At 37.7% G+C, this 13,505-nt stretch carries 14 protein-coding genes and 1 riboswitch; of the genes, 9 read left to right on the top strand and 5 right to left on the bottom strand.

Annotation, left to right across the window (positions count from 1 at the left end; genetic code table 11):
* Positions 1–744 precede the first annotated feature (744 nt).
* The 3 genes from CRO56_RS20740 (at position 745) to CRO56_RS20730 (ending at position 2,236) form a co-directional block, all read left to right on the top strand.
* Positions 745–1,332 carry a TetR/AcrR family transcriptional regulator gene (locus CRO56_RS20740; protein ID WP_097160538.1) on the top strand — a complete coding sequence of 196 codons (588 nt, stop codon included), beginning with the start codon at positions 745–747 and terminating at the stop codon, positions 1,330–1,332.
* Positions 1,332–1,727 carry a DUF5367 family protein gene (locus CRO56_RS20735; RefSeq protein ID WP_097160537.1) on the top strand — a complete coding sequence of 132 codons (396 nt, stop codon included), beginning with the start codon at positions 1,332–1,334 and terminating at the stop codon, positions 1,725–1,727. The genes CRO56_RS20740 and CRO56_RS20735 overlap by 1 nt, the downstream gene beginning before the upstream one ends.
* 86 nt (positions 1,728–1,813) lie before the next feature.
* Positions 1,814–2,236 (top strand): DUF6944 family repetitive protein, encoded by a 423-nt coding sequence (locus tag CRO56_RS20730; protein ID WP_097160536.1) that lies wholly within the window; start codon positions 1,814–1,816, stop codon positions 2,234–2,236.
* A gap of 74 nt (positions 2,237–2,310) precedes the next feature.
* Here the strand turns inward: CRO56_RS20730 and hflX are convergent, their stop codons facing one another.
* Entirely contained in the window at positions 2,311–3,567 is a 1,257-nt protein-coding gene (gene hflX / locus CRO56_RS20725; protein WP_097160535.1) for a GTPase HflX, read from the bottom strand.
* A gap of 432 nt (positions 3,568–3,999) precedes the next feature.
* Between hflX and CRO56_RS20720 the strand changes: the two genes are divergently transcribed.
* Positions 4,000–4,680, top strand: coding sequence for a class I SAM-dependent methyltransferase (locus CRO56_RS20720; protein WP_179714383.1), 681 nt, complete (start codon positions 4,000–4,002; stop codon positions 4,678–4,680).
* 159 nt (positions 4,681–4,839) lie between these two features.
* On the opposite strand, the gene CRO56_RS20715 is transcribed toward CRO56_RS20720, so the two are convergent.
* From CRO56_RS20715 to CRO56_RS20700, 4 genes are all read right to left on the bottom strand, one after another.
* Positions 4,840–5,112 (bottom strand): phage holin, encoded by a 273-nt coding sequence (locus CRO56_RS20715; RefSeq protein ID WP_218839657.1) that lies wholly within the window; start codon positions 5,110–5,112, stop codon positions 4,840–4,842.
* A gap of 280 nt (positions 5,113–5,392) precedes the next feature.
* Positions 5,393–5,953: a GNAT family N-acetyltransferase gene (locus CRO56_RS20710; protein ID WP_097160533.1), complete on the bottom strand. Its 561-nt coding sequence runs from the start codon at positions 5,951–5,953 to the stop codon at positions 5,393–5,395.
* 77 nt (positions 5,954–6,030) lie between these two features.
* Positions 6,031–7,191 (bottom strand): MalY/PatB family protein, encoded by a 1,161-nt coding sequence (locus CRO56_RS20705; protein WP_097160532.1) that lies wholly within the window; start codon positions 7,189–7,191, stop codon positions 6,031–6,033.
* 88 nt (positions 7,192–7,279) lie between these two features.
* Complete coding sequence (locus CRO56_RS20700) at positions 7,280–8,491, bottom strand: Ger(x)C family spore germination protein (protein WP_097160531.1); 1,212 nt, start codon at positions 8,489–8,491, stop codon at positions 7,280–7,282.
* Between the two features lie 154 nt (positions 8,492–8,645).
* Here CRO56_RS20700 and CRO56_RS20695 point away from each other — a divergent pair, with 154 nt between their 5' ends.
* The 5 genes from CRO56_RS20695 (at position 8,646) to CRO56_RS23325 (ending at position 13,223) form a co-directional block, all read left to right on the top strand.
* The gene (locus CRO56_RS20695) at positions 8,646–10,268 is read left to right on the top strand and encodes a spore germination protein (protein WP_097160561.1); all 1,623 of its coding nucleotides are present in this window, start codon (positions 8,646–8,648) and stop codon (positions 10,266–10,268) included.
* Positions 10,269–10,297: 29 nt separating this feature from the next.
* Entirely contained in the window at positions 10,298–10,528 is a 231-nt protein-coding gene (locus CRO56_RS20690; RefSeq protein WP_245856049.1) for a hypothetical protein, read from the top strand.
* Between the two features lie 19 nt (positions 10,529–10,547).
* Positions 10,548–11,651 carry a GerAB/ArcD/ProY family transporter gene (locus CRO56_RS20685; RefSeq protein WP_097160530.1) on the top strand — a complete coding sequence of 368 codons (1,104 nt, stop codon included), beginning with the start codon at positions 10,548–10,550 and terminating at the stop codon, positions 11,649–11,651.
* A gap of 273 nt (positions 11,652–11,924) precedes the next feature.
* Positions 11,925–12,869 carry an MFS transporter gene (locus CRO56_RS20680; protein ID WP_245856048.1) on the top strand — a complete coding sequence of 315 codons (945 nt, stop codon included), beginning with the start codon at positions 11,925–11,927 and terminating at the stop codon, positions 12,867–12,869.
* Positions 12,870–12,899: 30 nt separating this feature from the next.
* Positions 12,900–13,223 carry a hypothetical protein gene (locus CRO56_RS23325; RefSeq protein ID WP_245856046.1) on the top strand — a complete coding sequence of 108 codons (324 nt, stop codon included), beginning with the start codon at positions 12,900–12,902 and terminating at the stop codon, positions 13,221–13,223.
* Between the two features lie 91 nt (positions 13,224–13,314).
* Positions 13,315–13,425: riboswitch (TPP riboswitch) on the top strand.
* Positions 13,426–13,505: the final 80 nt, after the last annotated feature.

The following is a 13,505-nucleotide window of genomic DNA, read 5'->3' as shown; positions in this document are numbered from 1 at the left end:
ATTGACTTCTACGATCTTATATCTGTCTCGTAACGGACATAGAATCCGTTATTTCAATAAAATAAGGGGGATCCGCGGAGCTTGCGGACAAGAGATCCGTTATTTAGGCATTTTGACAAGAAATTGTCGTCATTTAGCGTCAATAACGGAACCTATGTCCGCAAATTACAAAAAAACGTGCTTTTTTCATTAATAACGGAACCAGTGTCCGCTAAATACTACATTGCCTGCATTGTGGCTAACTCTAGCATTTGCACTTATTATGTACCGCTTATTAAAGGTTGCTAGAGTTTAAAAACAGTTTCTAATCATTTAAGGAGGTGTCACCCATATGGGATGGGTCATTATTGTTATTATCGCTTACCTTCCGCTATTTTATAGAATCCACCGGCGGTTGGATTATTTAGAAAAAGAGATAAAACGATTACAGGAAGAGAGCAAGACTAATTAACTATTAGAAGGAAGTTTGGTTATGAAAGTCGCTGCCCTCTAAGATATTCACGGAAATCATGCTGCCGCGGAAATCCTTAGTAGTATTGACCATATAAAACGCATTTTGCAGAACAAATACTTAATTCCCCGGATGTCGGAACGTAACACAATTCACTGAAACAGCACCTCACTTAAATGCTATATGCTATTTTGAATAGCAGTTTAAAAAATACATTGTCACACAAAAACCAAAATGGTAAAATATATCTTATAGTTAGTTAGTTGAATAACTAAGAAGGTGGAGTAATTAAAATGGCTAAACCAAATGTTATAAGTAAATCGGATTTAATCAAAAGTGCAAAGGAGTGTTTGGTGGATAAGGGTATAGAAAAATTTACTTTAAGAGCTGTTGCTGAAATGGCTGGAGTTACACAAGGAACCGTCTATTACCATTTTAAAACCAAGGAGCAGCTGCTCTTAGATATTGTTGATGATGTTTGTCAAAGCTCATGGTATGAAATTTCACAAAGCAGTAATGAATCGATCATAAAGCAAGCATTTGAATCAGCTAAGCAACGCTGTTCTCATGACTCATTTTTTCATAAATTGTTCTTTACTTTAGTTACTTCTAGTTTTACGAATGAAAAAATCAGAGAGCAGCTTGGAGCTATTCTTTTCAATGAAAATAGAGCTTTATTTGAAAATTTATCTAAGGTGTGGCCCAAATCCCCAATAGAAGGTGTTTCCATAGAGACTTGGGGTGTGTTATTGAATGCAATGGTGGATGGAATTGCAATTCAAGCTCTCCTGCAAAATGATTTTCCTGCTGAAAAGATATTTACAGAGTTTGAACAGTTATTTAAAGGACTTAACCAATTACTTATAGGGGGAAAAGAATAATGAAAAATTATTTCTTTACGGGGATTTGGGGTGTGTTAGTCTGGGCTTTCGCTACCTTATTTTTTGTGATTTTTGGTGAAAACGTCCTCTTTAGTCCTGGTACAAATCATTTTTTCTATAGTCTTTGCCTATTGATTGTTGGCACTGGCGTTTTATTATGGGGTGTGACCTATATATACTTGCTTTTCGATAAAACAGAAAACGCAGCTTTAAAGTTTGGTTTGATCGGAACGATTATTGGTTTAACGTTAGATACTATTTCATTATCAAATCACTCTCTTATCTTTCCAAAATTGAATGACTCTCAGGTGATTGCTTTTACCTCATGGATGTCCTTTGCTTATGCATTGTATTTGGTAATCCCTGCAATGATTTATCAAATTAGGAAAAATTAAATCGACAGCTAGGCGAAGTCTATAAGTTTATCAATGGCATTCACCCATTAACTTGCATAAGTATGTAATGAAATGGGGTGAAAAACATGACATCTCAAGTAGAAAATTCGAAGGAAACCAAAAAAAATAACACCTCTGACAATGAGGATTTGATATTACAGCTTGAAAAACAAGTTTCGATTGCAGTCTGGATTCAATTTATTGGTCAGTTCATGGAGGCAATCCTCTTATCAAAAATTGCATCGATTAGTGAGGAAATCAGATCTGATCCAAATGAAAGACAAATCATACATGGAGTTTGGATTCAATCGATTGGCCAATTATTAGAAAGTATCGGTGTTACACAGCAGGTTATAACAAGTGATGATTATATCCAGCTGAAAGGACAAGAAATCACTACGCTTGGGGATTGGATACAAGTGTTCGGTACATTAATTGAAGCTCAAGGGGGAAGTCGGGTATTAGCTGAAGAAATAGCAAGAATGGAAGCCGAACTTTTCATTCCATAAGAAGGAGATTATGGATTAGACCAAAGAAATGAAAAAACCTATCCCCCTGCTCTTGACAGAGAGATAGGTCCACATCAAATCACATACTGCTGATACTTCTCAAAATCACTTTTCCTGCACTTTAGGCTTAATTTTGTTCCTTCATTCTCGTAACTAATCGCAAGAATACTAGCATATTCATTGAGATAAGAAATCAGTCCCCCCTGATCAAAGGGAATCAGCATCTCACAATGGATATGGTCCTTTGTCGTTTGCTCGCTAATCATGTCGACGAGTTCATCAATTCCTGTTCCCTCTTTTGCTGAAAGATACAGCCGATTCCCCTCTTTCAGCGGAAACTCTACATCGGTTAAATCGGACTTATTAAAAGCATATATCATCGGAATATGGTCGATTCCCATTTCTTTTAAAGTTTTATTTGTGACATTGATTTGTTCCTGATAGTACGGACTCGAATAGTCAACGACATGGATTAGGAGGTCAGCAGATGCTGCTTCCTCTAGTGTCGAGCGAAATGCTTTGACTAGATGATGCGGCAATTTATCCACGAATCCGACCGTATCTGCTAACAGAAACGATTGGTTTTTCGGCAGCTTCATTTTCCGGACAGACGTGTCGAGGGTGGCAAACAGCATATCTCTTTCGAAAACTTGTTTGTTATCCGAAGCACTATTTTTCCTCACCAATGCATTCATAATCGTTGATTTTCCGGCGTTTGTATATCCAACTAGAGACACAAGCGGTACCCCGCTCTTTTTCCGCAGATTCCTTTGAACTTTACGCTGACTGACAAGTACGTCAAGTTCTTTGTTTAAAAAAGAAATTTTCTCTTCGATTTTTCTGCGGTCGAGTTCTAATTTGGTTTCCCCCGAGCCTCGATTTTTTAAACCCGCTCCCCCGCCTTGGCGTCCTAATGACTCACCTTGACCGGCAATCCGCGGCAGCATGTATTTTAAATGGGCTGCTTCAACCTGGAGCATAGCTTCTCTTGTCTTGGCCCTTCTTTCGAAAATAGCTAATATTAACATCGTTCGGTCGATGACTTCGCAATTAAATATTTCTTCAAGGTTTCGGGTCTGAGTGGGAGATAATTCGTCGTTAAATATGATTATATTAGCTCCTGTTTCATTAAAAAGCTCACTGGTTTCCTTCAGCTTACCAGACCCAAGGTAATGGGCTTTATGAATTTTGCTGAGATTTTGAGTGACTTTTCCCACTACTTCTAAGTCACAGGCTTCGGCCAAGTTTTCTAATTCCTTCATCGAATAATCGAAGTGATCCTGACTATTTAAATTCACACCGACAAGGAGCGCTTTGTGTTTTTCTGGCATACATGTTTTCCTCCATTTCATAAATATAAAAAAACACAGACTGATCCCGCCTGTACATACGTCAATGGAAGGGGTCCAGACACTTTGGCCCGTTGCTCAAAAAATGGATAGACTTCTCCCCTTTTTGGACGGGGAAAAGCGTAGTTTCACTTATTTGAAGACAGCAAAAAGAGGGGCCGAATTCGTCCCCCCTTTTCTTACATACCGTAAAATAAAAGGCTTCCTAAAGATAGGCAGACCAATCCCATTTACTCTGCACAGACGGCAGAGACTTTGAACGATTCAATTATCTGTTCAAACCTTGGAATCGCAATCTGCAATACACCAAAGGAAACCCTCCAATTCTTATAGAATATTTATATCATACCATTCTGGAATCTGGAAATCAATGGTATATCATTTAAAAACATCTATATGTTAGGGGGAAAAATAGTGAATCATTATGAGGAGCAGCTTGAAGAAAGCTGGGAGGTTAATAGCAAGGCTTGGACTGAATCGATTAGAGAGGAAAAAATTAAGAGCAGGAAAACAGTTACGAATCCAGCGATTATTCAGGCTATCCTAGCGCAAGACCCGCAAGCTGTCTTAGACATAGGCTGCGGCGAAGGCTGGCTTGCAAGAGAACTTGCAAGAAAAGATATTCGAGTCGTCGGGATTGATGGCAGTGAACCTTTAATTGATGCGGCCAGGAAACTGGGCAGCGGAGAATTTTTTTGGCTGAACTACGGCCAATTTTCAGATGATCCGACTAAGGTAGGAAGCAATTTTGATGTGGTTGTATTTAATTTTTCGCTTTTATCAGAACAGATTCAGTCTGTCCTTGAAGCTAGCAAACTTGTATTAAAGAAATCTGGCAAAATCATTATTCAAACCCTCCACCCTATTTCTGTCATCCATAACGAGATGGACCGTTACGAGAATGGCTGGAGAATCGAAAATTTCGATGGTATGGGTGAAGGCTATCAGGCAAGTATGCCTTGGTATTTCCGAACGTTGGCATCGTGGGTTCGAGACCTTCATGAAGCAGGACTTCAACTTGCGGATTGCCAAGAGCCGTTTGACCCGATTGACGGTAAACCTCTGTCCCTTATTTTAGTTGTTACTACTAAATAGAATTAATTTTCAATTTCAGCCGCTTGGATTTTAGATTTGAGCGGTTTTTTATTTTCCTAAAGGAAGTTGGATTCCATTGGACAGAATTGGACCCGTTCTCCTGATAACTCACAGAAGAAACGGGTCTTGAGGTAATTCCTTTCTCTTTTAATAAGCAGTTTACATCGGTCTCGTATATTTTCTTGCTCTTATGCTATCTCTTATACCCTTCGTTGTCGGATCGATGACTCCTCCTATACCGAAGAACGTAAATGCAATGAAGTTAACTATTCCTAATAATCCATTGACAGCATCATCTGAAATGGTGAAACCAATTGGATATATAAAAGTATTGATGAAAGACAATATCATTTGAGTAAGAAAAATAAGACCAGGGATAAAAACTGTAAAAATAAAAGTAGGATTCTTAAACCGCACTTTCCAATTGATCAAACGCACCACCACCCTTCGTCTATTAGAGAGCGATCTCCTTTCAGCCTGCTAATAAAACCCTGCCGAAATCGCTCTCCCCTTACCTTATATATATGCTGCTTGTCTCCTTTGGACTATGACTTACGCTGAACATTATCAATCACAACTTTTTTCGATTCAATCATCTAACTAAAATACTTCTATGCCTGTGAAACAAGAACATTCGGGTGGTGACAGGCGCGCCATTTCAAAATATGGCAATATATTTATTCCATCTTTCCAATAAATGTATGAACTTTTATTAAAAAATAATAAAGTCTTTTTTTAACAATGAATACATATATAAGTCATCAAATTTACCGCGAGTAAACTCATAACTTCTCAATAATCCTTCCCTGATAAAGCCCTGTTTTTCTACAAGCTTTTGTGAGGGGAAATTTTGCTGTTCAATTAACGCTTCGATCCTATTTAAATTTATTTGCTCAAATCCAAAACTTATCATAGCTTTAATGGCTTCACTAGCTATTCCTTTTCCCCAATACTCTTTACTTAACTCAAACCCAATTTCAGCACGATAATGCTGAGAAACAGTGTTATGGAAACCGCAGCTTCCAATAACCTCTCCTTCACCTTTTAAAGTAATTCCCCATCTAATGCCAGTTTTACTGTTTTGTATCGTTTCATACCATGAAATCTCACTTAAGGCATCGTCGACTGTTTGAAAAGGTTCTAATCCATAATACCTCATTACCTCTTCATCAGAGAGATACTTAAAAATGCTATGTGCATCTTCTTTGATAACTTTTCTTAATACTAGTCTGTCAGTTTCTAATACAGGAAATGTCTCAATGTCTATGGACATGTAATCACTCCTTTCTTAAAATCTGCTCTTAATACGATTAAAAGGCTGCCAAGAAACTGCATCACAATGCAACCGATCTACTTTTGTATGTTTTTAACCGCTTTTTCAATTCTGCCCAGTGCTGACTCTAAAATCTCACGCGGGCAAGCAATATTCATTCTTTCAAACCCTTCCCCGCCAGGACCAAACTTTCGCCCTTCATCTAAACGAATACCCGCATTTTCAAAAAAGAATGAATGAAGTTTCTGTGGTTCAATCGGCAAATCCCGGCAATCTAACCAAATTAAATGGGTGGCTTCTGGCTTTACAGGTTTAATTTCAGGAATATTCTCCTCAAGATAGCTCGTTACAAAGTTTACATTTTCCTCTAAATATTGTTTGACCTGTATGAGCCATGGTAACCCATGATAATAGGCAGCAATCGTTCCTTCAATCGCAAACGCATTCGGTCTCATAAGGCCATAACCTTCTAATATTTCTTGGTATTTTTCACGAACCTCATCATTAGGAATGATGATAATGGAACTTTGCATTCCGGCAATATTAAAGGTTTTACTTGGAGCGACACAGGTTATGGTATTCATAAGATGTGACGGGGCAACAGTCGCATACGGAGTATGCCGAAAACCTTTAAACGTTAAATCACAATGCATTTCATCGGAAATAACGATAATATTATGCCTGACACAAATTTCGCCTAACTGCTTTAATTCTGCTTCAGACCACACTCTCCCTACTGGATTATGAGGGTTGCAAAGAATAAATACTTTTGCACGCGGGTGAGCAGCTTTCTTTTCAAAGTCAACAAAGTCGATTTCATAGCGGCCATTTTGATAGATCAGTGAATTCTCTTGAATCAGGCAGCCTTGTGTTTTAATAGTCTGGTAGAAAGGGTAGTATACAGGCTCCTGTATGATAACGTGATCTCCAGGCTTAGTTAATACTTTTAAAAGCAAATTCATCCCTGGAATAATTCCTGGGCTAAATTGAATCCACTCCCTTTTTAACTCCCATTGATGCTGTGTCTCCCACCAATGGATGATGGCGTCAAAATATCTCTCACAAAAAGTGCTGTAGCCGTATATCCCATGTAGCGCTTTTTGGGAAATTGCCGACCGAATCTCTTCGGAAACCTGAAAATCCATATCTGCAATGCAAAGCGGGATGATTTCATCATTGTTTAAATACCACTTTACGGAATGACTTTTCCTGCGATCAATAAACTTTTCTAATTGCACTGCTTTTCCCCCTCTGACTCATTACATCCTCTCTGTTCTGGTCTATTCTATCAAATCTTTCATTCAGTTAACTAGTAGTCTTTTCCTGTTACCCCGGTTTCCCCTCCTCTTGAATGTCGTAATTACCAATTGTACCGGTATGATGAATTCTCACTTTAACATCTACAGTGACTGACATATCCGAAAACCTTTGATCCCACTCTGATTTTATCTCGTTCCAATATTCAGGTTCAGAACGATGTAAAGCTTCACCGAAACTGAAAATGTCTGATTTATATTTTTTTTGAGCAGCTTCTATTGAAGAATTTATTTGGTCCTTGATTTTTTCTCCAGTTCTTTTTTCAAGATCATCAATGGTGCTTACTTGAGTTAAATCTAAACCTGAACATTCTACATCAGCTACATTGGCATCTATAAACAACTTTATAGTTCCTGTCGGTTCTCCGTTTTTTACTGTTGTATTTAATTCTGCATTTGTGCGAACGACCTCTAATGCTACTTTTCCTTCTTCTTGGGGACATGAGGTCGCTACTATTGTATTTTTCACCTCTCCAAGTGCAAAATTCAATCCTTTACTGTCATCTTCACTTAACCACCCAATTAATTTTTCACCCTTAAAAACCCCCATTCCATCATATTTAAGTCTTACAGGGGGATCAATATTCTCTATATTTTGATTTTTTCCGCCAGTTTGGCTATCGCCTGTTTTCATAACACCAGTTATGATGGGGTTAGCTCCTTGACTACTCAGCTTGGAATTCAGTGTATCAAATGTAACGGACATAGTAGGAGCCCACACTTTCTCGGAAGTTTCAAGAGCACTTAATAATTTATTGGCTGGAATATCCTCTAATGATGTTAATACTTTTAATATGTCTTCTGCTCTTGAATCCTTTGCTACCGCAAAATAAAAGTCTGGTCTTATTTCATGATCTCTTGAAATAAAATCCATTGTATTCCTAATCCCTTCTTTTGCAAATTCTTCACCAAATACTAACATTCTAAGATGAGCCAGGTATACTTTTCTTGGAGAATTAGTCGTTATTTTTCTCAAAGATTCAAATAATGTCTCCCCTTTTTCTTGAAAAACGACAACAGGAGTGCTCCTCCCACCCCCTTGCCTGGCTGCAATCTCACCTGGATTTACAATTTGTACAGTTAACAGATATTGCTCATCCACTTTGTCAATACCCAATGCAACAGCAATAGCCAGATCATTTAATTCTCTTCGATTCCAACATCCTGTAACCATCATAAACAATGAAAGACAAATGAAAATAGTAAGGATTTTACGATTCATCCGCTGACTCCTCTAGTTCATATGAGTGTATATGGTTAGCCTAAACGAATAAATTGCAAAGTATTCTCATATAAAGAGAAGTTTGTCAAAAACTGAATAATTTTAAAAAATGTTTATTTTCAACAGTATAGAAGGGATGATTTTGGAAAAAAATATGAAAAAAAAGCGGGGATCATCTGTGGATTTTTTCAAGAAATCACCAAGAAAACATCGGGGAAAACAAAAACAGCATAAACAGGCAAATAATTCACAAAATCAAATAAACCATGATCAATTATATACTAATTTAGCTGAAAACCTTCAAAAAATTAAAGAAACTCTTGGGTACAGTGAAGATATAATCATACGTGAATTCCGGATCGGAAGAGAAAAATCAATAAAAGCAAGCATTATTTTTACCGATGGGCTTGTCGATACTATTTCGAACCAGGAATTCATCTTAGAATCATTGATGAAAGATTTTCCACAGGCAGATTTAAACACGATAAGTATGGAAGAACTTGTTTTAAACATAAAAGAAACAACCCTGACAGTTGCAGAAATCAAAGATATTTCTAATTATAATTCACTATACGAATCCCTTTTTTCAGGAAATGTCATTCTTTTGATCAATGGATATTCCGTCGGATTAGCTATTAGCATGAAAGGTGGAAAAGAACGGAATGTTACGGAACCATCTTCCGAAAATTCCATAAGGGGACCAAGGGAGGCCTTAACAGAAAATATTCGCGTCAATACCGCGTTAATTCGCCGAAAAATAAATAATCCTAATCTTTGGCTAGAATCAAGAAAAATGGGAAAACAAACAAAGACTACCGTGTCTTTAATGTATATTAAAGGAATTGCTAATAACAAAGTAATAGAAGAAATCAGGAGACGCTTAGATACGATTAACATTGACAGTATTTTGGATACCTTATATATTGAAGAACTTATCCAAGATGAGACATATACCCCTTTTCCTACCATTTATAGTTCTGAACGTCCTGATGTGATTGCTGGAAATCTTTTAGAAGGAAGGATTGCCATACTTGTCGATGGAACTCCGTTCGTATTAATAGTCCCGGCCGTATTCATTCAATTTCTTCATGCTCCAGATGATTATTATAATCGCTCTGATATTACGACACTTTTACGGATTCTTAGATTAATCGGTTTATTGATCGCGATGTTAGGACCATCCGTATATATTGCGATTACGACTTTTCATCAAGAAATGCTGCCAACACCATTATTAATAAGTCTGGCAGCACAACGTGAAGGGGTTCCGTTTCCGGCATTTGTTGAAGCTCTTATGATGGAGGTTACTTTTGAGATCTTGCGTGAATCAGGATTGAGATTGCCAAGAGCTATTGGTCAGGCAGTATCGATTGTTGGAACTTTAGTCATTGGAACCGCAGCAGTAGAGGCAGGAATCGTTTCAGCTGCGATGGTTATTGTTGTTTCGATTACAGCGATATCAAGTTTTATTGTTAGTTCTTATAATTTATCCATATCCATTAGAATGCTTCGTTTCCCATTCATGGGTTTAGCAGCTTCATTTGGTTTTTTTGGAATAACGTTTGGATTTTTTGCAGTCATCCTTCATTTATGCAATTTGAGATCGTTTGGAGTCCCTTATTTGTCACCATTTGCTCCTTATATTAAAGAAGATCAAAAAGATGCCGTATTTCAATTTCCGCGATGGGCTCAAGTATCTCGTCCGCGTTTTATTAGTCAACGTAATATAGAACGAGAGGATACAGATATGCCTAAACCAGACAAAGGAAATAATTGAAACCAGCTTGTTAAAAGAGGAGTTTTTACATGACATCCATGGTGGTAGTAGCTGCTGCTTTGATTATCATTGCAATCGATGTCCCCCATCTAAAAAGAAAAAGGTTAAAGAAAGAACTATGGGTATTCTCTGTTCTTCTATTGATTGGAGTTGGATTATCGATTGCCCATAGTTTTCAGATAACCCTTCCTAACCCTATAAGAGGGATGTATATGATCTTCCAGCCTTTAAGTGACTTTTTGTATGAAATTTTAACATAATCAGTGAGGGAAAGTGCCAATGCTTGAAAATGAAAAAATATCTGTACGCCAATTTAGGGTATTAGTAACTTTTTTTACGATTGGAACAAGTATACTTGTATTTCCATCAGTTATAACAAAATATGCAAAGCAGGATGCTTGGTTAGTAGTGATACTTAGTATCGGCATAGGGTTAATTGTGATATGGATGTTTAATAAAATTGCTCAGCTATTCCCAGATATGAACATTGCCCAAATCAATGAAAAACTCTTTGGCAAGTGGCCTGGAAAAATATTATCAATCATTATGGTTTGGTTCGCATTTATTGCTTCAGCAGAACTTCTTTTCTATTCAGGCACTTTCTTTCGGGTAAATCTCTTGCCCGAAACACCTATAGAAGTACTTCATATCATGACAACTATCCTTTTGGTAATGGCTGTCCGCATCGGTTTAGAAACATTTTCACGTGCAGCAGAAATATTTTGGGTAATCTTTATCTTCCTATTTTTGTTGCTGTTATTTGTTATACCTCACAGCAAGTTTGAGAATTTACAGCCTGTTTTGGAAAATGGTATAAAGCCCTTGCTTTATCCTACCCTTATTTTAGTATTTGTTTCCTCAATAAACGCCATCTATTTACTGATGATTTTCCCGGCAAGTGTCAATAAGCTCAAGGGAGGGCAAAAATCATTTTATGCAGGTCAAATTATAGGGGGAATTATCATTTTTATTGTAACAATCTTAGCCATCCTGGTTTTAGGAGCAGATGCCACTGCAAGATTTCCTTACCCAAGCTATGTATTAGCCCAAAAAATTAATGTAGGTGACTTTATTAAACGAATAGAAGTAATAGTAGCGACCATGTGGTTCATAGCCGTATATTTTAAGCTGATTATTTACTTTTATGCATGTTGTGCAGGACTTGGACAGGTTTTGAATCTAAAAAATTATCGTCCTATCGTTTTACCGATGGGGATGATCCTAACTGCATTTACTTCTATGATGTTTCCGAATGTTGTTGAACAGCAACAATGGGATGTGAAAGTGCTGTTAATCACTAGTTATATGGTAGGGGGTTTATTACCACTGCTTATATTACTAGTTGCATATGTTCGTATCAGAATAAAAAAGAATAGTTTTTAAATGGTGTTATATTGTACTTTGTGCTCTTTTTCCATCGAAAACAGATGTTACGTTAGCTCAAAAAAAGTTCCAATTTCGTATAGATCAATCCCGCCTTTAACTGATTCTTGAATGCCCCCCCACCCCCATATAAGAACTGATCCCTAAAGTCTATTATTTGACTAAGAACAAAATATTCTTAATAAGTCACCATTTCTGAAACGGTATACAAAAGAGGAAAACACTTGGATCTAACCGAATATATACCATGTACTTTAATAATCGAGGTGTTGTATGAAACCAAATCGACCTTTTTCTTACTCGAAAATTTTTGTGATTGGGAGTGGCTTTTTTGCTTTAACATTGATTTGGACCTTTTATAATGCGTATATGCCTTTGATTCTAGGTAATTATATCGAAAGTAAGGCAATCCGCGGCAGTATTATGGGTCTAGATAATTTGCTGGCTGTTCTGTTAATCCCTTTTATTGGAGCCTGGTCTGACCGAATGGACACGAAGATCGGAAATAGACTCCCGTTCCTAGTTGTGGGCATGCCGCTAGCTGCTTTAACGTTTATTTTGATTCCATACGTTTCGACAATCACATTCTGGATCCTTATTCTCGTCGATATTTTCTTCTTGCTTTCGATGACGATCTACAGGGCTCCAGTAATTGCGTTAATGCCGGATCACACCCCTTCTGAAAAGCGGTCCACAGCAAATGGAATTATCAATTTCATGGGTGGGGTCGGAGCGATTGTGGCTTTATTTGGATTATCCATCTTATACGGAATAGACCGTACTTATCCATTTAACTTGGCGGGACTTCTCCTTTTCTTTGCCTTTTTCCTGCTTTTCTTTACGGTGGACAGAAAGCCGGCTTATGCCGGAAAGACGAGTGATTCATTAGATGAAAGCCAGGCGGCCCATTCATTAATTGAGGGATTAAAGACTTTAAGGAAACCCGAGTTCAGGGGACATTTTTATATTCTTTCAGCTATTTTTCTATATTTTATTGGCTACACCGGAATTGAGTCTCAATTCACCATCTATGCGGTGGAACATGTAAAAATGGATGAAAGTACAGCTGGCTTGACGCTCGGTTTTTTCAGCTTATCCTTCGTCCTCTTTGCGATTCCAGCAGGTCTCTTTGGAAGTAAATGGGGTAAAGTACCAGTCATGCTTATTGGATTGGTTGCACTCCCGCTTATTTTCATTACTATTCCTTTGCTTCAGTAAGTTGCAGTATCGATACCTGGAATAAACCAAATGCTGCTGTTACAAATCGTTTTATTAATAGGCGGGATTGCTTGGGCCTTAATCAATGTTCAAGCCTATCCATTAGTCGCTGATTTAGGCGGCCGAAATAAAATTGGATTTTTTACAGGGTTGTATTATTTGTTCTCGATGGCTTCTGCGATTATTGCACCAGGACTGTTAGGTCTTCTGATGGACCTTTTTAGCCACCCTGCCCTATTTTATGGTGCAGCCTTAAGTTTTTTCGCAGCGTTTTACTTTTTAAAAAAAGGAAGTTCGATTGTCCAAAACCAGCAGGAAACGGTGGATGCAAGTAAAAATAGTGCCGAAATGTAAGAGATATCCGTGAACATTTTGGCGAAACAAGAAAATTCGGGTGGTGACAGGCACGCCTTTTCCCGCTAAAATGAAAGTAACCAACTGAATAGCTTACTACTAGGGGTGCCTGATGCGCGGGCTGAGAAGAAAACCGATCTGTTTTTTACCCTTCGGACCTGATCTGGGTTATACCAGCGTAGGAAAGTAGTGTTTGTGAGAGTATTATTTTTTATTACTACTATTGCATACTTGCACTTTTAACCAGGTCCGAACATAGATCTGGTTTTTTTGTTGTTTCTT

The organism is Bacillus oleivorans, from assembly GCF_900207585.1.
Lineage (GTDB): Bacteria > Bacillota > Bacilli > Bacillales > JC228 > Bacillus_BF > Bacillus_BF oleivorans.
This window is presented reverse-complemented; position numbering and strand designations above follow the sequence as displayed.

Bases quoted from the DNA above. Each gene is read 5' to 3' on its own strand.
- CRO56_RS20740 (WP_097160538.1), top strand. From the start codon at position 745: ATGGCTAAACCAAATGTTATAAGTAAATCGGATTTAATCAAAAGTGCA.
- CRO56_RS20735 (WP_097160537.1), top strand. From the start codon at position 1,332: ATGAAAAATTATTTCTTTACGGGGATTTGGGGTGTGTTAGTCTGGGCT.
- CRO56_RS20730 (WP_097160536.1), top strand. From the start codon at position 1,814: ATGACATCTCAAGTAGAAAATTCGAAGGAAACCAAAAAAAATAACACC.
- hflX (WP_097160535.1), bottom strand. From the start codon at position 3,567: ATGCCAGAAAAACACAAAGCGCTCCTTGTCGGTGTGAATTTAAATAGT.
- CRO56_RS20710 (WP_097160533.1), bottom strand. From the start codon at position 5,953: ATGTCCATAGACATTGAGACATTTCCTGTATTAGAAACTGACAGACTA.
- CRO56_RS20700 (WP_097160531.1), bottom strand. From the start codon at position 8,491: ATGAATCGTAAAATCCTTACTATTTTCATTTGTCTTTCATTGTTTATG.
- CRO56_RS20695 (WP_097160561.1), top strand. From the start codon at position 8,646: ATGAAAAAAAAGCGGGGATCATCTGTGGATTTTTTCAAGAAATCACCA.
- CRO56_RS20690 (WP_245856049.1), top strand. From the start codon at position 10,298: ATGACATCCATGGTGGTAGTAGCTGCTGCTTTGATTATCATTGCAATC.
- CRO56_RS20685 (WP_097160530.1), top strand. From the start codon at position 10,548: ATGCTTGAAAATGAAAAAATATCTGTACGCCAATTTAGGGTATTAGTA.
- CRO56_RS20680 (WP_245856048.1), top strand. From the start codon at position 11,925: ATGAAACCAAATCGACCTTTTTCTTACTCGAAAATTTTTGTGATTGGG.
- CRO56_RS23325 (WP_245856046.1), top strand. From the start codon at position 12,900: ATGCTGCTGTTACAAATCGTTTTATTAATAGGCGGGATTGCTTGGGCC.